The following is a 22,944-nucleotide window of genomic DNA, read 5'->3' as shown; positions in this document are numbered from 1 at the left end:
CGCAACTGAAAACTTTCCCGACAATCAAAACTCAACATTCAAGGAAGTACTTTCGTGTTTTCACCAACTTCTCCTATCTCTGCCTTGAAGCGAAACTCTAAAAAGGCCTTCGCTCTGCCGTTGATTGCAGCGCTCCCACTCGCTGCGGTCGTCGCCTGTTCCTCTTCGGAGGAGGCGTCGCAGCAGCCGTCGTCAAGCGAAACTTCGACAAACCAGCAGGCGCAGTGGCCGCGGACTGTGACAGTCGGCGACCATGACGTTACGGTGCAGAGTCAGCCGAAGCGCATCGTTGCACTGTCGACCGAGGTTGCAGATCTGGCGCTGGAACTGGTTGGGCCAGAGCGTGTCGTCGCGGTGACGAAGAACGCGCTCGATGAGACCTCTGGTAATCAGGTTGAGCTGGCGCGTAAGGTGCCTAATGCAATTGCCAACTCCACGAAGCCGGATCCGGAGCAGATTCTGTCCTATGAGCCGGACATGGTGTTGATGACTAGCCGCCATGATCAGGAGCAGTCGGCAAGCAAGCTGCTGGGCGCCAGCGATGTTCCGACCGCTGCGTTTTCCAGCAGTGATTTCGCTTCGCCGAAGGCGCTGGCAGAATCGGTGACCACGCTCGGCAAGTTGCTGGGAGCTGAGGACAAAGCGGCCGAAATGGTTGCCAAGATTGAATCGGAAACCGAAGAGATTCTCTCGGGAATTGATTCCACAACTAAGCCAAAAACGCTGGTCCTGTTTGCCCGCGGTGGTCAGAAGATGATTATGGGAATGCAGTCGGCGACGACGAATCTCGTTGAGCTGGCCGGTGGCGAGCCGATTTCGCCAAAGGGCAAGCGCCCGGGTGCCGTTCCCGCTGATCCGGAGACAATTGTGCAGCTCAATCCGGATGTCATTTTGATTCAGGATTTCCACGGACAGGGCAAGGCTCCATTCCAGGAGTTGCTGGATAATCCGGCGCTTGCCGACGTCGCTGCGGTCAAGAATGATCGAGTGCAACTGATCGATGCGAAGACGACCTCTGGCACCGCCGGAATGCACATGCCCGATGGACTGCGTGAGATCGCTGACGCGCTGGCTAAATAGAAAATAGGTTTTCACGTCGCTATGTGGATTCATGAAGCACTGACTTCGCCTCCCCGCGGAATGCACTGGGTTTTGTTATCCAGCTGGGGGCGTAGCTTTTCCTTCGCTCTCAGTGCCGTGTCTCTTGGACACGCGCTCGATGCTCTCAGCAGTTTGCACGGCGGTATGACATTCACCAGTGGCGGCAATTGGTTTGGGGATTGGGGGCTTCATGAATCCCTGGCCGCTACAATTGTGGCGGTCATTCTAGGAAGCCTCTGTGCTTATGTCACCGAGGCACTACCACCACGGCTAGCTGGGGAGCAGGAAAAGCTGTGGCGCTCGCATGTGGTTGGCAGTGTGCTGAAGCCGGAGTTTTCTGCTCCTGAACAGGTCACGAAGCACGCAGATGGAAAAGGGCACGGTGGCGGGAAATCCGGTCACGCACACCGAAGCGCCTCTAACACTGGCGAGGGCCTACTCTTCGATGCAGCGACCGCAAGCGTCGAACAGACCGCGAATTACCGAGCGACATTTCTCGCTCCCACGTTGGCCTCGTTTAGTGCTCCACTGATTATTTTGGTGGTCTGGGCTTTGTGGGTGGATACGAAAACCGCCTTGTGGCTGGCACTATTTTTCATTTCCACGCCGTTGATCATTATTGGGGCTGGAAAAATCCTGCGGAAATCCAATGCGACGTATCGCCGAAAGCAAGCGAAGGCCACACATGCGTATTTGGAAATGCTCGAAGGGCTGGGCACATTCAAAGTTCTTGGAGCAATTGACCGGGTCATGACGCGTTTTGCCAGCCAAACTCGCACCGCGATGGCTGAGCTTACCGCCCTGCTCGCCCGCAATCAGCTGATGATTATTGTCAACGATGCTGTTTTTGGAATTGCAATGTCGACTACAGCAATCGGCCTTGTCCTGCTGCGTTTACAGGCCGGCGCAATCAGCGTAGGCACTGCTCTCGCAGGTGTTTTTCTATCCGTTCTGCTCTACGAGCCCGTTAATCGTGTCGGTCGGACCTTCTACATCGGACTCGGTGGACGCACCCATCGAAATGGAATTGTGGAGATGTTCGGTGAACCTCCAGCTGAAGCGTCCACAGCCGCAACAGCGCATTCCACCGATGCCTCCGCGCCGCAGGCACCGCACGCACAGCACGCACCGGAGATTTCCCTCCGCGATGTCAGCGTTGACATCGGCGAAAAGCGCATTCTCTCCGATATCAACCTGACAATTCCAGCCGGCAGCAGAGTCGGCATCGTTGGCCCCAGCGGTTCCGGAAAAAGCACACTCCTGCGTGTACTCGCAGGCCTGCAGCCACATTCCGGGGAAGTCTCCCTCGACGGCCACGCTCTTTCAACCCCGGAGTTGCTCGCCAATTCGCTACTCATCTCCCAGCAACCAGCCATTTTCGGCACCACCGTCGCGGACAATCTTCGCATCGCATGCCCGGACGCAACGGCCGTCGATATGCGAAAAGCACTTCGCGACGTGCACTTACTCACCGAAATCGAACAGCGCCCTGGTGGTCTCGATTCGGAAGTCGGCGATCAGGGCAATTGGCTCTCGGGCGGGCAACGACGCCGCCTGGCCATTGCGCGTGGTCTGCTCGGTACTGCTCCGATTGTGCTTCTCGACGAGCCGACAGCGGACATCGATCGCCGGACGGAAGGTCTCATCAAGGAGTCCTTGACCCGCCTCGCTGAAGGTCGCACGAGCATCATGGTCGCTCACCGAATGGAGGCACTATCGGACGTTGACCTGGTCATTGTCGTCGCTGAAGGCCGGATTGTGGCTGCGGGCAAACCCGACGAATTGAGCACAAGCAATGAGTATTACGCACGGGCGCTGACCGAGGAGAGCTGACATGAACAACATCATCTGGTTGCTGCGCTTTTCCGCACAGGCTCGCGGGGCGCTCAGCGCATCTATCCTCGCACGCGTGGTTGGGCACATACTGGGTGCATTAATGCTGGCCGTGCCTGCCTGGGCAATTGCCACAATTGCGCTGTTGAAGTGGGACGCAACCGGCTCGTCGCAAAGCAAGGGCATGACGTGGACCTGGGCGGTCATTGGCGTGATTGCGGGGCTGGCGCTGCTGAAAGCGATTCTGCGGTATGTCGAGCAGTACCTCGGACATTTGGCGGCATTTCAGCTGCTCGGCGAGCTGCGACTGTGGATCGTCGAGCGCCTTATCCCGCAGGCGCCCGCGATAACCGATGGGCTGGGTACTGCCAGAATCCACACGATTGCGATTCGTGATGTTGGCCGCGTGGAAGTCTTCTTTGCGCACACAATTGCGCCCGCGGTGACGGCCGTATTAATTCCTCTGCTGGCGGTCGTGACGGCGGCATTAACGGCCGGAGCACTGCCTACGATTGCTCTGGCACTGACCTTTGCGGTTGGCTTTGTGATTGCGCTCGCAGGCTCTAAGAAGGCGACGACGGAGGCCTCCGCAACGAACTCCACACGCACGGAGATTGCGCAGTATATCGCCGATACACTGCGACTTCGGGAGGAAATCCTCATCTACGGCGCAGCCGAGCAGCGGCTGCGGGGACTGCGCGAGCTCGACGAGCAGCTCACCCAGAAGATGCGTGCAGGCGGCAAGCGGGCTGGACTGCGCTCTGGTGCGACTGGGCTTCGGATTTGGGGCGGCAGCATCGCTGTCTTTTGTGCTGGTATCCCGGCGCTTTCAGCCGATTACCGCATGCTGCCCGCAGTTTTGGTGGCGACGTCCCTGGTGGCGGGAACAGCTGCATCGATGGATTCGATCGAGCGCCTGGCATCTTCTCTGCCAGCAGGGCTCAATGCAGTCACTCGGATTAGGGAGCTGGCCGCGCAGCCACCGACTGTGGAAGAACCGCGGCAGCCGGAGCAGCTGGAGATGCCGAATCAGTTTGAACCGCGACATGCGCAGGGCGCCCGGGCCAACTCCGTCGACCCTGTCCCTGCCCTCGAACTGAGCGATGTCAGCTATCACTACCCTGGCGCCGATAACCGTGCTCTGACCAAGATCAATCTGCGCATTGCCACAGGCCAGTTCATCGGTGTGGTCGGCCCCACCGGTTCGGGCAAGTCCACGCTTTCCCGGCTAATCCAACGGCATGTCGATCCGGATGCGGGAGAGGTCATCATCAATGGTCACAATGCCCGTGACCTCGGCTCAACCAATGTCTGCCGAGCTGTTGTTGTCGCAGATCAGAATCCTTTTCTCATGGAGGCCACTGTCGCTGAGAACTTGTGTCTCGGCGCACCTGATGGCTGCGAGGTTCCCGAATCGCTGATGCACTGGGCACTCGAACTCGCTGCCATCAACCCTGCTGAGCTACCGCTGGATAGGCCCATTGGCCGCCGCGCGCAGCGGCTTAGCGGTGGTCAGCGTCAACGTCTGGCGCTGGCTCGCACCTACTTACGCGCGGTACTTGCCGACGGTTCCGTGCCCAACGGCCCCGGTGCCAACCTCGCCGGAAAGATTGCCATTTTCGACGAAGCCACCAGCCACCAGGATCCACTGACGCAGGCTCGTATCGTCGACAATGCCCGCGCATGTGGCGCGACCTGCATCTTCATTGCACACCGGCTTCAGACTCTGACCGAGGCCGATGACATCCTGGTCATCGAAAACGGCCAACTCATCGAGCGCGGCACTTATGACAACCTCTTGCGCGCCGACGGCGCCTTTGCTCGACTTGCGCGCGCACAGGTCTAGGCTCGGTCGAGCTCACCGCGCTAAGACTCAGCGCTCGGATACTCGCCTAGTGATCCTCGACGAGCTCGCGGAGCCGCGCAAAGATTGCCGCGCCATCGTGGCGAATACCGTCATGCTGGAATGCATTGGTCACATGTGGTCGCAGATCTCGGTAGCAGTTGGCTGTCCCCATCGAGTAATCGAACGGTACGAAAATGTCGTCAAGATAAACCGCGGCTGCCGAGGTCGGAGCGTCGGCAAGCAAGCGCGCGGAATCATACGGCGAGTTTTCCCAGGTGTGCTGCGCCAATTCTTCGGCCTTTTCCTTGAACGGAATGAGCGCAGGGTCTTCGTCGAATTGCCAGGGGAAAATGTGCTCGCCGGTGAGGTAAAACAGCTCGTCACCTGCGGGATTGGCATTTTCTTCGAAACCTGGAATCTCCTCGCGAATGCGGTGCGCTGCCCAATTAGTTGTGGGCTGCTCCCCGACACCGCCATAAATGGATTCGTGAATCGCGGCGTATAGCGGCCCCTCGGCGAAACTCACGCGGGATCCGACATCGGCTAGGAAATCAATGCGCAATTGCTTTTCACCATTGCGAATGTGGAATGGCTCTTCCAACAAATACGCCAGATTGTGGAATCCATCTCCGCGGCCCAATTCAATTCCGATGGTTCGGAATCGGCGAGAACTCAGACGCTCACCGGTGGGGAGAGTTTCTGCAGATTGCTCCAGGTGCGCGCAGATTTCTCGAATGCGATTCTCCACCCACGGGTATTCGCGATAAAAGCGCTCGTGGCGGGTGCGCAGCTTCGCATATGTCGTGCGATAAAGGTCGTCAGCGCCACGATCCAGAACGGGCAAACCACCCGTGAGGTAAGCGTGCTCCACGGATTCCGGATAGCGGCTGAGATATGAAGTAATGCAAAAACCACCAAAGGACTGCCCATACAGTGACCATCTCGCAATGCCCAAATGCTTTCGCAATGCTTCCGCATCTTCGACAATGTATTCCTGACGCAATTGCGCAAGCCGCGCGCCCGGAATATCCGCAATATTGGCCGCATCAATTCGATGCGAGCGCCCCGTGCCACGTTGATCCAAAAGAATCACGCGGAATTCCTTCAGCGCCTCACCAATTACTCCGCTAGTTCCCACCGGACGCGGTGCCGGGAAGCCTGGACCTCCGTGCAAATAGACAATTGCCGGCGCGTCCTCATTTCCTGGCGTATAGATCTCCCTTGCGAAGAGCTCAAATGTCGCAGCATCCGCAGCCCCGGTAAAAGGATCCCAGGGAACCTCAAGGGTGTGTTCCTTAATAATGTGCCCAAAATGCCTGCTCGCAGTACTCGTCGATGCCATGTCTCTACCGCTCCTCTAATCCCGCTGGTCGTATTTCTTCATTAGCTTTGCGACGAGCAAATCGGTCGCCTCATCGTCAGCAAGAATTTGATCCAACATCTCCCGGTATTCCCGCTGCCGCAGCGCAGTATCTTCCCCGTAATCGTCATAGGAATCGCCGGATAGGTCCACACCGAAATTGGATTCATCGCTTTCGTCTTGCTCTGTCTCCTGTTGTGCCGACGGAACTTCCAGATCCGCTGGGAAGTCCGCATTGAACTCCTCCAGGAATTCCTCCGCGTTGGCCTCTGCGTCGGAACGCGATACTCCCCTATCGACCTCAGCCTGAATGCGACGCTGCAGCGCCTTTTCCATCTGGCGGTGGCGCCAACTGCGCAGGCGCGCGGGCTCGAAGCGTCGACCGACCTCACGGCTCTTGCCCTCTGCGCGACGCGCGAGGACCGCAATCTGCGACGCGGTGTCGTTCAATGGTGCCCACTCAGAGCGTGCCGATACGCGCCAATTGCCCCAGTACCCCAGCAGCGACAGCAGAATGCTGACGACGGGACCGACGACCATGGACACGGCCATAAAACCCAGATGGTGGCCTCCGATGACAATAATTGCGCAAGCCACGGCGGGGATGACCGTGGGCTGATTGCCGCCGAAAACAGCGGGTACCCGCCCGGTAACAATGTCACGAATCATGGAACCGCCAGTGGCTGTGAAAACGCCCATCATGATGCACGGCAGAATGGGCAAGCCATACGTGACACCTTTGACCGTTCCCGTAGCGGCCCAAAGACCCGAAACCACAGCGTCACCGTGAACCTGAACGTATTCCCAGGTCTTACCTTTGAAATAGAAAAATCGCGCGATAAGTGCACCGGTGAATGCCAGGATTAGGTACTCCGGCTGACTCATTGCGGCGACGGTGCCCTGGTTAATCAGAACATCGCGAATCATGCCGCCACCCAGTGCGGAGAACAGCGCGATAAAGAAGAACCCGATGATGTCGTAGCCTCGTTGCCGGGCGATGGTGCCACCGATGATGCCCATGAGCAGGACACCACTGACATCGGACCACCGGTACATCGACTCGATGAGCGGATCTACTTCTGCGACGTTCATGATGTTCAAGCTTAGACGCTGCTATTTTTCATGCATCAACGAAAGGTCGGGATACCCATGGAAAACGCTGACACCTTTGCTTCGACACGCCCCAGTGGCAGGCTCATACGCGGCATCGCAACTGCTTCCCGCGCGCACGATGGGCACTACCGAAAGGGATCTGGCGTTCCCTATATCAGCCATCCAATGGCGGTGATGTTGATTGCGGCGAGCGTGACTAACGACGAAGACGTGCTGTTGGCAGCCCTCTTCCACGACATTTTGGAAGACGTGCCGGAAAACTACTCACGTGCCGAGATGGAAGATGAGTTCGGACCTCGCGTGGCCACGATCGTCGAGGGCGTCACCAAGAATTCTTCCTTGCCCTCCTGGCAGGAGCGTGCCGATGCCTACCTGGAGCAACTTTCTCGTGGCAGCGCGGAGTCAATCATCGTGGCCGCCGCGGATAGGTTCCACAATCTCAGCCAAACTCTGGAGGATTTAGACCGCGAAGGCCACTCCCTGTGGCGACGCTTTCGTTCAACTCCGAGCCAGCAATTGTGGTGGTACACGAATGTCCGCAACGTAATCGCCGAACGACTGCCCGACATGCCTCTGTTGGACGACTTGGACATTCTAATTGAGCGCCTCGATTCCTGGGTACAAGCGGCGTAACCTGCGTTTTTCCAATCGCTTTAAGTTATAAAAACATGTTTGGACATAGCCCGGAGCACTCAAGCGACGGTACAGTGGCAGCCTACGTGGCTCGGATATTTATCACGATATAGAGGCCACGCAACAACAATCCGACAATAGATCCAGGAATACGCAACAGGAGAAAAACAGTGACTTCCACTGATGCATCGTCCACAACCGAACTGCCCACCACCACTCAGCAGTGGGTTCTAGCTTCCCGACCGACCGGCCTGCCGACTGACGAGAATTTCCGCCTCGAGACCGTCGATTTGCCAGAGCTTAACGACGGCGACATTTTGGTAGCCAACTCGGTCGCTACCGTCGATCCCTACATGCGTGGCCGGATGAACGACACCAAGTCGTACGTTCCTCCTTTTCAGCTTGACCAGCCAATGACTGGCGGCGCTGTGGGCACTGTCCTTGCGTCCAAGTCGGATAAGTTCCAGGTTGGCGACGCTGTCCGCCACTCTTATGGCTGGCAGACCAATGCTGTTATTGCCGATTCCGAGGCAACACCGGTTGACCTCAACGTTGCACCGGCTGCTGCCCACCTGGGCATCCTTGGTCTTACTGGACTTACTGCTTACGTTGGCCTGACTGCTGTCGGAGAGATGAAGGAAGGCGACGTCGTCTTTATCTCTGGCGCTGCTGGTGCGGTCGGCTCGGCTGCTGGTCAGTTCGCCAAGCAGATGGGCGCAGCCCGTGTCATTGGCTCCGCCGGCTCGGACGAGAAGGTTGAGCGTCTACTCGAACTCGGCTTTGATGCCGCCTTCAACTACAACGACGGCCCGGTTGCAGAACAGCTGGCAAAGGCCGCTCCAGAGGGCATTGACTTCTACTTCGACAACGTCGGTGGCGACCATCTCGAGGCAGCCATCGGCGCGATGCGCACCTTTGGCCGCGTTGCTATGTGTGGCGCAATCTCCCAGTACAACAACACTGGAACTCCGACCGGACCACGTAACTTGGCTCTGGCGATTGGCAAGTGCATTACTCTGCGCGGCTTCGTCTTGGGCAAGTACCTGCACCTGGCAGATGAATTCCAGGAGCGAATGGCTCCGCAGGTCGTCAGCGGTAAGGTCGCCTACGATGTCACCACTCGCCACGGTATCGAGAACATGCCAGCTGCATTCCTCGAACTGTTTAGCGGAGGCAATACCGGCAAGATGGTCGTAGAGTTCTAAATAACTGTCATCGAGTTTGGAGCTAATTCGTGAACACACAGAAACCTCGACTGCTTACGACCGACACACTGCTAGTTCAAGAAACACGCAACGTTATGCGCAGTGAATACTCTATTTTCGATGACAACGGCACCCAGATTGCCCAAATTACCCAAGCAGGATCACTGGGTCGACGCATGTTGGGCATCGGTGTCAAGTACGACATCTTCGATATGGACGAGGATGGCAAAGAGGGCGACAAGCTCCTCACCATCACCGACCCCGCGAACGTTTTCGGCGACACATACAAGGTTCTCACACCCAACGGCGCTAAGATCGCCACAGCCAAGACCAAACGATTCAGCCTAAAATCACGGCTAACTTTGTCCGTCAAAGGGCTTTCCGACGTCGATGTTGACGGCGGCTTCCGCGGTAAAAATTACGCACTGACCAGCAAGGGACGCCCGATTGCGAAGATTGACCGGAAGTACCGTGGTCTCAAAGGCGCTATTACCGGCAAGGACACGTACGCTCTGCATTTGGAGCCGAACTTGAACGAGGAAACGCGGGCTGCGGTGATCGGTACTGCGCTGGTTATTGACATTGTCAGGCGCAAGAACGATGAGGCTGTAGCGGTTAGTGTGAGCTAGCGCTTCCGCCTTGTTAAAGAACTGCCCTGCTAAGGCGTCACCTTGTGCGGCGCCGAGACTTCCTTCAGCCTGCTGGACATAGCGACACCAACCAGTCCCATTAGTGCCAGGAAGATTAAAGCTGCCGCAGGGCCGAAGCTGGCGATAACACCCGAAAGCGCACCGACGATGAGCAGGACAACGCCCATGATGGTGTTGGCTGCTCCGACATACTCGGTGCGCTTGTCTCCTTCTGCCATGTCCACAACATAGGTCGAACGAGCCACGCGAACACCGGCGTGGACGACGGACATCGCGAAGAAGCCGAGCGGGAAAATCCAAGCGTTCGCACCGGCGGAAAGCCAGTGAGCACTTGCGACCAACAAAAAGAGAACAATAGAACCGACCAGCGAAGAGTAGGTCAACACCTTCTTCGAGGATTTATCCGACCAGATTCCGGCGACTTTTCCACCAACCAAAGAGGCGAAGCCTGCGGCGAGCATGAAGATACCGACATTGGCGCTTACTCCCCCGCCGCTACCGTCAGAGGCTTCCAGATCAGCTCCCACCTGTGCACTTAGGGTTACGATGAACGACGTGGATAATGCTGTGACCAGCAACAAACTACGGACGATCACAAAGTCGCGGAAGTTCTTATCCTCTTTAAAGAGCCGCCAGGTGTCCTGCCACCAGGTTTTATTCGGTTCTTCCTTGTCCCCCTCGTTGGTGGGCTCAACAATCCCACGGAAAATCAAAACTGCTGCTACCCACGACAGTGCCGCAACAAAGATGAGCCCCGCCACGATTGGTTTGGTGACGTTGTCGCGGAGAATCCACAACACTGCACCAACAATAATTGCGGCGACACCGCCCAACATCGCAGCTCGGCCACTAATCTGCCCGCGCTGCCCCTTCGGAATCGTGCGGCCCTGGACATCCTTTGAGGCCATCGAGCACAGGGCTCGGGCCGTTGCAAAGCCTGCAAGCGCGACGATGACAGCGACGCCGAGCGCGGTGCCTTCTAGGAACAACGCAGCCAGACCAATCAGCGCTGCTGCGATGGCTTGCCCCAAAGCACCAGCGATCCAGACGGTTGTGCGGCGCGGGCGAGATTTCACCCAAGGTGTGAGGGCGGCCTGCGGAAGCATCGAACCGGACTCGCGCACCGGCACAAGCATGGCGATGAAGAAGCCCGGCGCGCCAGCCGAATGCAGCAGCCATGGCAACAGCGTCTTCGCCGCGACGATTTGATCGCCGATATTCTGTAGTCCGTTCGCCCAAACGTAACGCTTGGCATTCGCGCGGGCGTGTTTTTGCACCGACTCTGGGGTGTTCCCTGCGTCCGTGGGTTTGTCAGCTTCCGAGCTATCAGTCATGGCTCTCACGCTACCTGCCTGTAGCAACGGCGCTACCGTATGCGGCAGCCCCGCTGTGTCGCCCGACGGCAATTCTCATCCGGCGCTCAGTCGCTACACTCGCGGGAAGAACACCGAATTCCCTCAACGAAAGTAGCAATATGCCCGCTGACCTTTATCGACGTCTCTCCAACCTCGATGGCAAGAGCTACGGCGCATACAAATCTCTTCGTGGCTCCCACGACCTGCCGGATCTGGACGCGACGCTGTTTGTCGACAAGGTCCAATCCGACCCTTACGCTCCAGCATCACGGGCACGCGTCCACATTCCGCTGTCAGTGCTGGACTATCGCGGAGCCTCCCGCTCACAACCCGGCAGGTTCAGCACGGCAGAGCTCGATTTGTTGAACCGCAGCCTCGTGCGAGCTTTTAAGAAGTATGGCCGCGGGCTGTTTATCGATTCTCCGGGGCAGCAGGTCTTGCGCCGAACAGCTGTCGCTGAGCTCCGTGGGGATGCGCACGACGTCGATAAGCATGATGATGCCCTCCAGATCTGCCTGGAAATCCAGCTGCCCGCCCGCGGCCGGCGCATTCTCGGGCGTGAGGCGGCGCGCTTGATCTGTGAGGATTTGTTGGACGCGCTTGACGACGCCATTGTAAACGCACCCATCGATGCGCTCGAGGCAGCCGCGGAATTGGAGTATGACCAGCTCTTTTTGCGCCGTGCGGTAGCGGACGCGGACCTGATTGGGTTTGTGACAGACGGGTCGGTGTTGCCCCGTCAGGCGGGCAATAGCCAGCTGCCGAAGCCCGGCGCGACTGCGTTTACCTCGCCGGAATCGTTGCAGCACAGTTTTCAGTTGCCGTCGGGTAAAATGGTGCACGGCATGGGCATTCCGCGGGGCGTGACGTTGATTGTCGGCGGTGGCTACCACGGCAAGTCCACGCTACTGTCCTCCCTGGTCACTGGCGTGTATGACCATGTCGCTGGCGACGGCCGCGAGTTTGTGGTCGCTGACGAGACTGCGGTTGCGCTGCGTGCCGAGGACGGCCGGGCCATCACTGGTGTGGATATCTCGCCGTTTATCAACGGTCTTCCCTCCGGTGATGACACGACCCGGTTTTCCACGGCGAACGCGTCGGGGTCGACCTCCCAAGCTGCGGGTCTGATGGAGGCGCTGGGTTCCGGTGCGCGCGTGTTGCTCATCGATGAGGACACCTCCGCAACTAACTTCATGATTCGTGATGAGCGCATGCGCCGACTCATCCCCGATGACCGGGAGCCGATTACTCCACTGGTCGCACGGGTCCGCGAGCTCTGGGAGGACCACGGGATCTCCACGGTCATCGTCGCTGGTGGTTCTGGTGCGTTCATCGATGTCGCGGACACCGTGATTGCTATGGATGCGTACACGCCTTACGACGTCACCGAGCGCGCCCGTGAGCTCCGAGAATCTGCCACTCCGGCTGCACCTTCGCCAGCTTTTGCGCAGATCGGTGAGCGTTTTCTGCAGGCTGACTTCCCTGCCGGTGAGAGCCGTGGTGGACATGGTGGTCGTGGTGGTCATGGGCATGGCAGTCGCGGTGGGCGCGGTGGTCGTGGCAGTCGCGGCGGGCGCGGTAGCGGCGCGAAACCGCCTAAGCCACCGCGTGCTCGTTGCCTCGAACTGATTCAGGTGGGCAAGGACAATCTTGACCTGCGCGCTGTCGGCCAATTGATGGATTCCTCCCAAACAGAAGCCATTGCCCGGATTCTGGGCGCCGTTGTAAAGCAGCTCGATGGACGTACTGACCTCACCGAGCTAATTCAGCGTGAGTACTACAACTTTTGTCATTCGCTCTTCGACGCGGCAGCTGCGTCTACCAATTCTGGTCATCTGGCGGAGCCTCGTTTCCAGGAGGTTGTGGCGGCAATCAACAGGCTTCGGCTCTTGCGGTCGGGCCCCGCAGATTGACAGTCGCGGGAACGGCACACCTACGGCTGCCGCAACTAACTTCTTCGACGGATTTCGGCGTCGGGTCTTGACCTTGACGCGACGTCAAACAGAAAGATGATTCCCGTGAGCAACAACGACAACGAGTACACCATCGGCGAGGCAGCCGAGCTCCTGGGCGTTACCACGCGCACGCTGCGACATTGGGATGCCATCGGGCTGCTCAGCCCGCAGTATCGCACGTGGTCCGACTACCGCCTCTACACCGATGAGGACATCGACACCGCGCTGGAGATCCTGGTCTATCGCGCCGCTGGTGTGCCGTTGAAGACTATCGAGGAGTTCATTCACGGCGATTCCTCCCCGAGAAGTCGGAAAGATCGTTTGCTCGCTCAGCGAACTGTTCTCACAGAGAAGATCGCTGACCTGCACCACATGGTGCAGTCTCTGGACAAACTGATTGAGGAAGGACACACAATGGAAGCAAAGACGAAGGCAGAGCTCTTGGGCCGCGATTGGCAGAATCTAGAAGCCGAAGCTGAGGAACGCTGGGGCGACACCACCGAGTGGGAGCAATCCCAGCAGGCTCAGGAAAAGATGGACGACAGCGACTGGGCCGCTCTTGAGGCAGAGGCTAAGGATTTTGCCGATGCGCTTGCCGACGCTGCTGAGCGACACGTGGAGCCAGGTTCCGAAGAGGCGGCCGAGCTAGTTGACCGTCACTTGGCCTCTATTACCCGCTTCTACGAGGCCGGTCGAGAAAAGCAGATTCTGCTGGCTCGCATGTACGTCGCTGATTCCCGGTTTGACCGGTATTACCGCGGCAATGCTGGCTACCTGCTGGAGTTGATTGAAGCTCAGGCCCGTAAGGAAGGTATTGACCCGGCAAGTGCCGAGTGGCGGTAGGTAGCGCTAGACACCGGACGGCAGCCGTTCATCCAGGCCTTTCCACTCGGGACGAAATCCGCTTAGAATTGGCTCATGAAATTCATCGAAGCCGCAGACTTCACCGCTGATCGCCCGTGGGGTGCACTGAATGTTGTCACTATGACTGGCGCCACAAGCGTCCGGCTCCACTGGAGCGATCAGCCATACAAGTGGCACATCAATGATGGCGAAGAGGTCTTTGTGGTTGTCGACGGAGCCGTCGACATGCACTACCGCGATGCGGGACAGGAATGCGTACGCACATTAACGCCTGGCACTATCTGTTTTGCAGAAGCCGGCGACGAGCATGTCGCGCACCCGCAGGGCGAGGCGCGCATGCTTGTCATTGAAAAAGAAGGCTCAGTCTAGCCCACAGCAACAGCAGCCGACAGTGCGCACTTCGGCATCCCCATAACTGCGTCATAACCCCGACTCGGGAAGGAATTAACTATGAAGTTCTCTCGCTCTCTCGCCGCTGTTATCATCGGCGCCGCTGCCGTACTTGGCTCCGTCGTGGCTTCCCCGACAATTGCACAGGCGGTTAACTGCCCATTTGCTCCGGTGCACAAATACGAACAGCACCGTTTCTCAGGATCTTCGACTTCGGCCGATGCTTTCCAGGTTTGGTTTGACGGTGGCGTGTACGTTGAACCAATTGTCGAAACACTGGATTTGGTTGAGCTTCAGGTCAACGATACCCAAGTCGCTCAAGCTGGTGACATCATCTACAAGGACGAAGACGGCAATTTCTGGGTGAAGTAGCCCAGGGCCAGAAACAATACGCCCCCAACACACTCAGAGTAACGCCAACTGTGGCGTTGCCCTGAGTGTTTTTCGTTGCCCGGAAGAAGTTGATAAACAAGAAAAACAGAGTGTAATTACAGGAATTAACCAATGGCAGATTAACCTCGTCTGAATAGGGCTGTAGCGCCTAGCGTTGTGGAGTCACTAGAATTCTGCCCCGCCCCTTTTCATTTTCTGCCACGAGCCCTCGTTTTCTGGAGTGTTCCACCATGGAAATCATCATCGTCGATTCTGAGGCTGAAGTCGCGAGCATCGCTTCGGATTACCTCGCGCACTACGCCAACAAGGGTGCAAACCTCGGTGTAGCAACAGGATCGACCCCGCTTGCGACGTATCGGGAGCTGATTCGTCGCCATCGGGCTGGTGAAGTCACTTTCAAGGACTGCAGCTTCTTCGCACTCGACGAATACGTGGGCCTGCCCATCGAGCATGAGCAGAGCTACTACCACGTGATTCACAACGAGTTTTCCGATCACGTGGATGTCGACCCGGCGCGGGTCCATATTCCCGATGGTCTCGCAGACGACATTGGCGCTGCCTGCGAGGACTACGAACGCAAGATTATCGAGGCCGGCGGCATTGACATTCAGTTACTGGGCATCGGCACAAATGGGCATGTCGGTTTTAACGAGCCCGCCAGCTCTTTCGGTTCCCTGACTCGCATTAAGACGCTGCACCCGCAGACCGTGCTGGATAACGCCCGCTTCTTCGACTCCACCGAAGACGTGCCGTACCACGTGGTCACCCAGGGTCTTGGCACCATTTCACGTGCGGGGCACCTCCTGCTGCTGGCCACAGGTTTTGCAAAGGCGCATGCCATTGCCGCCTCCATCGAGGGCCCGCTGAGCGCTTCTATGCCCGCGTCCGTATTGCAGCTGCACCCACGGGCCACGGTTGTGATTGATCAGGCTGCAGCCAGTGAGCTGAAGAACAAGGAATACTACGAGTTCACCTACGCTCATAAGCCGCAGTGGCAGAAGGATATGTGGAAGTAGGCCCCAGCTGCCCCCCTACTATTGCCCTACCGCACCCCGCCACACACGACTAGTCTGCACTAGTCGTCGTCATCGTCATCCATCTCCAGCTCGGGGTCTTCGGCACGCGCCTGCTCGTAGACCTCCTTTGCGGCCGTGAGATTAATGACGCCGATGACAAGTCCTACGACGATGTCCGGCCATGCGCTGAACCAGAAAATGGTGACCACTCCAGCGGCGAGAATGAGCAGGTTCGCCAGGACGTCGTTACGCGCCGCCAACCACGCGCCGCGCATGAGCGCACTGTCGGCTTTGCGCAGGTTCATCAGCAAAATCGCGCAGACCAGGTTGATGACCATCGCAATAATCGCAGTCACCGACAGCGTTAGCGGCTCTGGCGGCTCACCGCTGATCATCTTCCAGATGGCAGTGCCGAACGCCGCAATCGCCGGAATCAGGATTAGCCCGGCAAGGCCGAAGCTTGCTTTACGACGGCTCGCCAGCGACCAACCCAATGCGGTGAGAACCAGCAGGTTCATGAGGAAATCTTCAAGAAAGTCTGCAGCGTCGGCGAACAGCGCTGCGGAGCCAATAATTGAGGCAACAATTAATTCAATGAAGAATCCGAGAAGATTCAGGCCTGCTACCCACGCAACAATTTTGCGGGCACGGTGATCCAAAGTCGATGAGGTAAACACGGGGGGCATCGTAACGCCCGGCACGAGTACCATCGAAACCCATGACCCCCGCACAGAAATTTCACTCAGAAATGAAGGTTCCCGGCGGCAAATTGGTTGTTGCCGACTGCGAGACCACAGGTGACACGATTTCGTCGATAAGCATTTCGGGCGATTTTTTCCTCGAACCCGATGAAGCCTACGACATTATTAATGACGCTCTCCTCGGTGCGCCTGCCGGGGACAATACGGAACGCCTACAGGCTCGCCTCGATGCGGCGCTGAAGGATTTTGAGGATCAGTCTGGCCGCGAGGTGCGACTGCACGGTTTTGATACCCACATCATTGCGCAAGTCGTTCGACGTGCACTGACACAGGCCGTCGACTTCACTGATTTGGAGTGGGAGGTTTTGCAGCCGGGTGTCCTGCCGACGGTGATGAATGTTGCGCTCGACGAGGTCCTTCTTGATCAAGTCAATTCCGGGCAGCGCGGACCGACTCTGCGTTTCTGGGATTGGGATGATCGTGCCACTGTGATCGGTTCATATCAGTCTTATGTCAACGAACTCGAGCCCGAGGGTGTAGAGAAGCACGATGTGCAAGTGGTGCGTCGTCTCTCCGGCGGTGGCGCGATGTTCATGGAGGGCGGCAACTGCGTCACCTACTCGATCTATGTACCAGAGAAGCTGGTCGCTGGTCTTAGCTACGTCGAATCCTATGAATTCCTCGACCGCTGGGTCATCGCTGCACTTGCGCAGCTCGGGGTCAATGCGTGGTATGTCCCCATCAATGACATCACCTCCGATGGCGGCAAGATTGGTGGTGCCGCACAGAAGCGCCGTGGCTCAACAGTGCTTCACCACGTCACCATGAGTTATGACATCGACGCTGACAAAATGATGGAAGTCCTGCGCATTGGCAAGGCCAAGATTGCCGATAAGGGCCTGCGCAGCGCGAAGAAGCGCGTCGATCCGCTCCGTCGCCAGACCGGTGCCAGCCGCGCGGAAGTCATTGACACGATGAAGCAGACATTCATCAACCGCTACGGTGCCGCCGAGGCATCGCTTTCCGATGAGGACTTCGCTGCGGCGCAGCATCTTATTGACACCAAATACGGCACGGAGGGCTGGACTCACCGAGTCCCCTAATGCCCACGCCAACTATCTAAATGAAGAAAATCTTCGGGAAAGAGAGTTAACTGGATAAAAAGTAAACCAAGGAGACTCGGCGTGGACGACGAGAAGAAACGGCGTCAAGTGGAAAGAAATCTGACGATACGTCCACTCATTAGTGAGTGCGTCGCCGAATATTAGCTCTCCATGCCCACCAGTTTCTCCGCCAACTCCGCAACATCGTTTGGGTGATACTGCGCGGGCCGGTTTCGCTTCGGCGAGCAGGAATCAATGACATCCCGCCACCGCTGCGGAATGCCGGAGGCCCCAAAGACGCCACCGAGAAAAGCACCAACAATGGCCGCGTTAGTGTCGGTGTCGCCGCCACGGCCAATGACTCGGACCAGAGAGTCCTCAAAGGTCGTGGTTTTGTCTTCTACCCGGCGCAGTTCTTCATGCAGTGCCCACAGCGCAAAGCGCAGCCATCCCTGATGCACCGAGAAATCCGGCTCCCCGCTATCCACCACGGCACCGCTGGCCTGCCACTCGGTTTCCCACTGCGCGCGCTGGGAAGCCAGCCACTCCATCAGCGCACTCACGCCAATGCCGCGGCGCGGCTGGTGGAGGCCGCCGCTGATGACGTCGGCAAGCGCGGATGCGTAACGTGAATTGGCCTCTATGCACACTGGGTGCGGGTGCGTGATGGCGGCGTCCTTGCGGGCGAGTTCGCCAGCACGTGCGGGGTTGCGCCAGTACACGATAGCCAGCGGTGAGATACGCATGAGCGCGCCGTTAGCCTGGGAGTTCGGGTTCGGCGCGCGCCGGAGCAACGCTGCCGTGGTGGCCTCTCCGATGTCGAAAGCGTCGGAGTTTGCCCAGCGCACATAGGACTCGCGGACATCGGCGGCATCGTAGCCTTCGCAGCGCACCAGTGAGCGTGCCAGCGCCAGCGCCATTTCGGAGTCATCAGTGGGCTGGCCGGCGGCGATGTTGTGGGTGCCGCCATCGGCAAGTTCACAGACACCGTGTGGGTAGCGCTGTGCAATCTCCTCGGCACTACAAAACTCCACTAGCGCGCCGAGGTTATCGCCGATGACCTGGCCATAGAGCACGCCGCGGGCACGGTCGACTACGCGGGCGAAAGCATCGGAATTGTGATTCACAGGCACCTCTTACAGAGCTTGACGGCGTTGGCGGCTTGAATGGCATCGGCGAATTCACCGAGACACCTGTACAACGCCGCTACAATCCCCGCGAGAGGTTCCAGCGCAGAACCGCAGGTCGGTCATGGTAGCGACCGAGCACGGACAGGGATGCGGTATTCAATGGGAAGGACTGGCCAAGTGCAATGGGCAGTTCCAACCAGGCTGTGGTGAGCGCACGCAGCGAGTGACCGTGGGCGAACAGAATCGCCTTGTCTTCGCCCGATTCACGCACCCTTTTCACCACTCGCTCAACTCGCTCACGGACTTCCTCCGCGGTTTCGCCATTGGGCACACCGTGAGTCCAAATCTGCCAATCGGGAACGGTCTTTTGCACTTCCTTCGAGGTAATCCCCTCGTAGTCGCCATAGAACCATTCCGCGAGATCCTCTTCGACCTCGAAGTCGTGGAACCCCGCCAATCGAGCGGTCTCCTGGGCGCGCTGACGGGGTGATGCCAGCACTAGCCCAAAGTCCTTCGGATCCAGCCAGCCGTTGAGGGCCTTGGCTTCTTCCCGACCGTTGTCAGTCAGCGGAAGATCAGTTACCGATGTGTGCTGCCCAGTGCGCGACCACTCAGTTTCACCGTGCCGCACGAGATATAAATCAGTCATAGTTCCAGCTTAGGCTTATTTGAAAATGCTGTTAGCCGCGGTAACCCTGCTAGCCCATCACGGGGTCACGGACTTCCAAGCCATGCTCCGGGTCCTCACACACCGTTACCGCTCCCAACTCCTCAGACCTCGCCGCCGTCGGAGAGCTACAGGTCCAGTCCCCTACTTGAGCGGTCAGGGTGTTGCCACCGCCCTCAGTGTCCTTGATTGCGTCGTACCGATCCAACACATCCATGGCCTCAGCGCAGGTCATCTCGCCCTTGACCACTTCCGCCAGACGATGGCCCTCCATGGCACCGCACATCATCGGCCCCTGAACAAGTGCATCCGTGCCCTGACTGTAGCCCCTCGCCGGCTCACTCCCCTGGGCCATGAGTTCCTCGACGGAATCGAAAACCTTGCCGGAGGTGCGAATATTCTTGTCCTTGCCTTCGATGGCAAAGGCCGCGTTATCCGACTGGCACACCAGCTTGTTCGCATCCGTCTTCGCACACGCAGCGGTGCCGAAGCTCGTCCATTGGCCGTCGTCAAGCTCTTCCTGAGCCGGCGGTACCCCTTCGACGAGCGTGTACGCGGCACCTGAAGTATTCAGCATGATTGCGCCCGGCGACTGTGGTGGGAACGGCGGAACCTCCACGTCGGGAATCGACGAATCAGCCTTACCGATGCACGTCACCGCGCCGTCTGAGTAGAAACACTCGCTCTTTTTCCCGTCTAGCGTGACGTAGAACGCCTTGATTCCGTTCTGGCTAAACCGCTGAACGTCAATTTTCTGGTAGGCGCTTTCATCAAATCCGATGCTGTCGACGCTTGTCCCCTTCGTCGGCGACGGCATCTTCGGATTATCGCCCTCGCTTGCCGACGTCGATTGCGACTGTACCTCACTCTGATCATTGTTGCTTTGTGATGCGGCGGCATCTTCGGAATCTGAAGATGAGCAGCCGACGAGAGTTCCGAGCATGACAACAGCAAGGCCCGCGGTCATCCGAAACATCGCACTGCGACTGGATCGAATAGGACTCGCGGGCATCTGGTTTTGGGTGACTGACATGAAATCAGCTTATCGCCGAACGAATCGGCTGGCTTGTTGTTTGCCGTATTTAACGGATGCGACTAAGACCGCTGCTTAAGCGTCTCCACTGCACGGTCGGCGAGCTCCTCGCCAGCACCGTCGTAGAGGTAGACGGCCATGTCGGCACCAACGTTGAGAAGCTGATCCTTAAACCTCTGCACCTTAGTGGTGGTAGCAACCACGGCTTCGGTGTCCTGCTTACGGATGTTCTGAATCATCGCGTAGGTCTCAGCGTGCTCAGACAGCGCCAACACGTACAGCGCTGGTTTCTTCTCCAACTCGATGTGGTGCCAGAGCTCTGGGTCTGTCACATCGCCTGGGATGACCTGGTAGCCCTGCTCGCGCAGCTCTTCGATGCGATCCTCGTCGAAATCAACACCGAAGACGTTCATGCCGTACTCGTTGACCAACCTGCCGTAGACACCAACGCCGACTCGCCCCATACCCATGATGAGAGCATCGGCGTTATCAATAATGACCTTTGCCTCTTCTGGCACCAGGCGGTCCTCTGGGGTTTCTGGGACGAACTTCTGCAGGAAGCTGACAATCTTGTCTTCGTGCGGGGCCATCAGCGAGCTGGCAATGAAGCTACCCGCCACGGCGACTGCCATAATCGAGGTCCATTCTTCCGGCAGAATGTCCTGTTGCGTCGCCGCCGCCATCACAATTAGGCCGAACTCCGAGTAGTTACTCAACGTCAGCCCCGCCAGCGCACTCGTGCGCAGCGACAGTCCCATGCGCTTGAGAATCCAGATGAAGATAGTGGCCTTGAACACCAGGAACAGCACCATAATCGCAGCGATGACGTAGCCGCCCGCGCTTGGCAGACCACCGAGACCAATCTCGATAAAGAACGCGACCAGCAGTAGCTCACGAATACTAATCAGTGCTTCCGACAGACGGTCAGAAATTGGGTGCGAAGACAGCAGAATACCGGCGACCAGGGACCCCAGCGAGCCAGAGAGCCCTGCCAGTTCGAAAGCCGAGTAAGAAGCCACTGCAATACCAATACCGGTGAGAACCAGCAGCTCAGTGCGGAACATGCGGTTGGGAAGCCGCGCCGCCAGCGGGCGAATGAAGAACAATAGTGGCAGCGCCAGCGCCCACAGCTCCGGGGTCTTACCCGACGATGCCACCAGCACGCCGACCGCAATGATGTCCTGCAGAATGAGTACACCAATCGCGATACGTCCGATGGCCGAAGCACCGCGGTTCTGCTCCTCCAAGTGGCTCATCACAAACACCGTCGACGAAAATGAAGTCGCGATGCCGATGTAAATTAGCGCGGTCACCGACAGTCCCGTGAGCTCACGCAGCGGCAAGAAACTGGCGACACCGAACAGCACGGCAAAAACTACCGTGTTTAAAAACGCGTGGCCAAGCCCCGAAAAGACCACTCGTGGCGCCACGATATCCTTCGGATTTAGCTTCAGACCGATTGTGAACAGCAAGGTGGTAACACCAAGCTCGGCCAGCGAATCAATGAACGGGATTTCCTCAAGCCCCATTGCATGAACGGCAAAACCGGCCCCAAGGAAACCAATCAGCGGCGGCAGCCGAAGCAACGACGCACCGAGTCCGCCGATAATCGAAAACAGTATTGCTGTTAGGTATACGGATTCCACCCATCAAAGATATCGGCTGACACTACCGATTGATGCAGTGGCTAACCATTAACAGATTTTTAACACCAAACCGGGGTTAGCTTCTTGGGAGTTAGCGCCGGTACGGGACCTCGCCCAACGCAATCGGCTGCGGGTGCTCTGTAACCCACTCGATTGTCGCCTCCGTCAGCGCATCAATGTCCGCCTCACCAGCTTTGCGCTGCTTTACGACGGCCATGGCATCCTCGGCGGCCCCAACCGTCTCCAGCCAGAAGTCGATCATCTTGGCATAGTCTTCGTCCCAGTTGACGTAGCCCATCTCCAGCGCTTCGTACCCGAGCCGGCCCACGATGCGGATAACTTCGCCCTGCACAGTCGCGGCTTCACCACCATTCGGCACCAGGTAGTTCCAGAGGTATCGGAACTGGCCGTTGGTCGACTTGTCTGCGGGGACAATGATGTCGCTGTGGCCGTCGTGAGGCGTGATTTCCTGCGGGCGGTCAGCACCGATACGCTCGTAGAGGCGATTCATGACCGACTGGTACTCGTCGCGCGCCTTGTCTGACATGCGGTTGTAGCGGCGACCGAATTTGGTGAACTCTTCGCGCACTTCGTCATCAATTACCGGACCGGCGTCCAGGAGCACCTCGATGCTGTCTAGCACTCGCCCGACTGCATCCGTATCGGCGGTAGCGACCGCCTCTTTGAAGGCTGTGCGGCCATGCGAGAGACGGTTCGCACGATGAAGATCAGCGCCGCGCTCCAACAAAAACGCAATGGCTTCAGGCTGATGATTCATCGCTGCTTGAAAAAGAGGCCAATGCTTGCCGGCTTCGATGTCCGCACCGCAGTCGAGCAAGACCTTCATCCGTTCGATATCGCCCCAGTACGCGTGCTCAGCCAAGGCTGTCTTACCGAAGCGGTTCTCGGTGTTTATGGGCTCTTCCGTTTTTAGAGTGCGTTGATCTTCC

21 protein-coding genes are annotated in these 22,944 nt (G+C 58.0%); 12 read left to right on the top strand and 9 right to left on the bottom strand.

The annotated features are described in order from the left end of the window. The first annotated feature begins 54 nt into the window (after positions 1 to 54). From HMPREF2614_RS07260 to HMPREF2614_RS07250, 3 genes are read left to right on the top strand one after another with little or no spacing between them, the layout of a single operon-like run. On the top strand, positions 55 to 1,080 hold the full coding sequence (locus tag HMPREF2614_RS07260) for an ABC transporter substrate-binding protein (RefSeq protein WP_038628185.1): 1,026 nt from the start codon (positions 55 to 57) through the stop codon (positions 1,078 to 1,080). Between the two features lie 21 nt (positions 1,081 to 1,101). Further along, positions 1,102 to 2,934, top strand: a complete 1,833-nt coding sequence (locus tag HMPREF2614_RS07255) for an ATP-binding cassette domain-containing protein (protein WP_070560607.1) — start codon at positions 1,102 to 1,104, stop codon at positions 2,932 to 2,934. Between the two features lies 1 nt (position 2,935). Next, positions 2,936 to 4,780, top strand: a complete 1,845-nt coding sequence (locus tag HMPREF2614_RS07250) for an ABC transporter ATP-binding protein (RefSeq protein ID WP_070560606.1) — start codon at positions 2,936 to 2,938, stop codon at positions 4,778 to 4,780. 46 nt (positions 4,781 to 4,826) lie between these two features. Here HMPREF2614_RS07250 and HMPREF2614_RS07245 read toward each other — a convergent pair whose 3' ends face one another. Both HMPREF2614_RS07245 and HMPREF2614_RS07240 read right to left on the bottom strand, forming a co-directional pair. Next, positions 4,827 to 6,122, bottom strand: coding sequence for an alpha/beta fold hydrolase (locus tag HMPREF2614_RS07245; RefSeq protein ID WP_070560605.1), 1,296 nt, complete (start codon positions 6,120 to 6,122; stop codon positions 4,827 to 4,829). Positions 6,123 to 6,137: 15 nt separating this feature from the next. Further along, on the bottom strand, positions 6,138 to 7,232 hold the full coding sequence (locus HMPREF2614_RS07240) for a trimeric intracellular cation channel family protein (protein ID WP_038628175.1): 1,095 nt from the start codon (positions 7,230 to 7,232) through the stop codon (positions 6,138 to 6,140). A gap of 57 nt (positions 7,233 to 7,289) precedes the next feature. Here HMPREF2614_RS07240 and HMPREF2614_RS07235 point away from each other — a divergent pair, with 57 nt between their 5' ends. The 3 genes from HMPREF2614_RS07235 (at position 7,290) to HMPREF2614_RS07225 (ending at position 9,720) form a co-directional block, all read left to right on the top strand. Continuing rightward, on the top strand, positions 7,290 to 7,886 hold the full coding sequence (locus HMPREF2614_RS07235; RefSeq protein ID WP_070560604.1) for an HD domain-containing protein: 597 nt from the start codon (positions 7,290 to 7,292) through the stop codon (positions 7,884 to 7,886). Between the two features lie 170 nt (positions 7,887 to 8,056). Beyond that, entirely contained in the window at positions 8,057 to 9,091 is a 1,035-nt protein-coding gene (locus HMPREF2614_RS07230; protein WP_168162099.1) for an NADP-dependent oxidoreductase, read from the top strand. A gap of 95 nt (positions 9,092 to 9,186) precedes the next feature. Next, positions 9,187 to 9,720, top strand: a complete 534-nt coding sequence (locus HMPREF2614_RS07225) for an LURP-one-related family protein (protein ID WP_224786560.1) — start codon at positions 9,187 to 9,189, stop codon at positions 9,718 to 9,720. A 29-nt stretch (positions 9,721 to 9,749) separates the two neighbouring features. Here the strand turns inward: HMPREF2614_RS07225 and HMPREF2614_RS07220 are convergent, their stop codons facing one another. Further along, entirely contained in the window at positions 9,750 to 11,075 is a 1,326-nt protein-coding gene (locus HMPREF2614_RS07220) for an MFS transporter (protein WP_222867337.1), read from the bottom strand. Between the two features lie 140 nt (positions 11,076 to 11,215). Between HMPREF2614_RS07220 and HMPREF2614_RS07215 the strand changes: the two genes are divergently transcribed. The 5 genes from HMPREF2614_RS07215 (at position 11,216) to nagB (ending at position 15,714) form a co-directional block, all read left to right on the top strand. After that, positions 11,216 to 13,009 (top strand): ABC-ATPase domain-containing protein, encoded by a 1,794-nt coding sequence (locus HMPREF2614_RS07215; RefSeq protein WP_016422335.1) that lies wholly within the window; start codon positions 11,216 to 11,218, stop codon positions 13,007 to 13,009. Positions 13,010 to 13,105: 96 nt separating this feature from the next. Continuing rightward, a complete protein-coding gene (locus HMPREF2614_RS07210) occupies positions 13,106 to 13,894 on the top strand; it encodes a MerR family transcriptional regulator (protein ID WP_070429483.1) in 789 nt (262 codons plus the stop codon). A 75-nt stretch (positions 13,895 to 13,969) separates the two neighbouring features. After that, positions 13,970 to 14,284, top strand: a complete 315-nt coding sequence (locus HMPREF2614_RS07205; RefSeq protein WP_070429484.1) for a cupin domain-containing protein — start codon at positions 13,970 to 13,972, stop codon at positions 14,282 to 14,284. Positions 14,285 to 14,365: 81 nt separating this feature from the next. Continuing rightward, the gene (locus tag HMPREF2614_RS07200) at positions 14,366 to 14,677 is read left to right on the top strand and encodes a hypothetical protein (RefSeq protein WP_070560603.1); all 312 of its coding nucleotides are present in this window, start codon (positions 14,366 to 14,368) and stop codon (positions 14,675 to 14,677) included. Between the two features lie 251 nt (positions 14,678 to 14,928). Next, the gene (gene nagB / locus HMPREF2614_RS07195; RefSeq protein WP_016422331.1) at positions 14,929 to 15,714 is read left to right on the top strand and encodes a glucosamine-6-phosphate deaminase; all 786 of its coding nucleotides are present in this window, start codon (positions 14,929 to 14,931) and stop codon (positions 15,712 to 15,714) included. A 59-nt stretch (positions 15,715 to 15,773) separates the two neighbouring features. On the opposite strand, the gene HMPREF2614_RS07190 is transcribed toward nagB, so the two are convergent. Further along, a complete protein-coding gene (locus tag HMPREF2614_RS07190) occupies positions 15,774 to 16,400 on the bottom strand; it encodes a cation efflux transmembrane domain-containing protein (protein WP_070560626.1) in 627 nt (208 codons plus the stop codon). Between the two features lie 32 nt (positions 16,401 to 16,432). On the opposite strand from HMPREF2614_RS07190, the gene HMPREF2614_RS07185 reads away from it, so the two are divergent. Further along, complete coding sequence (locus HMPREF2614_RS07185; protein ID WP_038628161.1) at positions 16,433 to 17,518, top strand: lipoate--protein ligase family protein; 1,086 nt, start codon at positions 16,433 to 16,435, stop codon at positions 17,516 to 17,518. A gap of 161 nt (positions 17,519 to 17,679) precedes the next feature. Here the strand turns inward: HMPREF2614_RS07185 and HMPREF2614_RS07180 are convergent, their stop codons facing one another. The 5 genes from HMPREF2614_RS07180 to HMPREF2614_RS07160 all read right to left on the bottom strand — a co-directional run. After that, positions 17,680 to 18,645 carry an ADP-ribosylglycohydrolase family protein gene (locus tag HMPREF2614_RS07180; protein WP_016422328.1) on the bottom strand — a complete coding sequence of 322 codons (966 nt, stop codon included), beginning with the start codon at positions 18,643 to 18,645 and terminating at the stop codon, positions 17,680 to 17,682. Between the two features lie 79 nt (positions 18,646 to 18,724). Further along, the gene (locus HMPREF2614_RS07175; protein ID WP_005511515.1) at positions 18,725 to 19,297 is read right to left on the bottom strand and encodes a histidine phosphatase family protein; all 573 of its coding nucleotides are present in this window, start codon (positions 19,295 to 19,297) and stop codon (positions 18,725 to 18,727) included. A 49-nt stretch (positions 19,298 to 19,346) separates the two neighbouring features. Next, a complete protein-coding gene (locus HMPREF2614_RS07170) occupies positions 19,347 to 20,282 on the bottom strand; it encodes a hypothetical protein (RefSeq protein ID WP_005511513.1) in 936 nt (311 codons plus the stop codon). 128 nt (positions 20,283 to 20,410) lie between these two features. Beyond that, positions 20,411 to 21,994, bottom strand: coding sequence for a cation:proton antiporter family protein (locus HMPREF2614_RS07165; protein WP_005511540.1), 1,584 nt, complete (start codon positions 21,992 to 21,994; stop codon positions 20,411 to 20,413). 91 nt (positions 21,995 to 22,085) lie between these two features. Beyond that, positions 22,086 to 22,944 (bottom strand): ankyrin repeat domain-containing protein (locus tag HMPREF2614_RS07160; RefSeq protein ID WP_070560602.1); only part of this gene is annotated, 859 nt, incomplete at its 5' end.

The sequence above is a fragment of the Corynebacterium sp. HMSC074C11 genome, from assembly GCF_001809455.1.
GTDB lineage: Bacteria > Actinomycetota > Actinomycetes > Mycobacteriales > Mycobacteriaceae > Corynebacterium > Corynebacterium amycolatum.
Note: the sequence above shows the minus strand (reverse complement) of the source record. Positions and strands in the feature narration are given on the sequence as shown.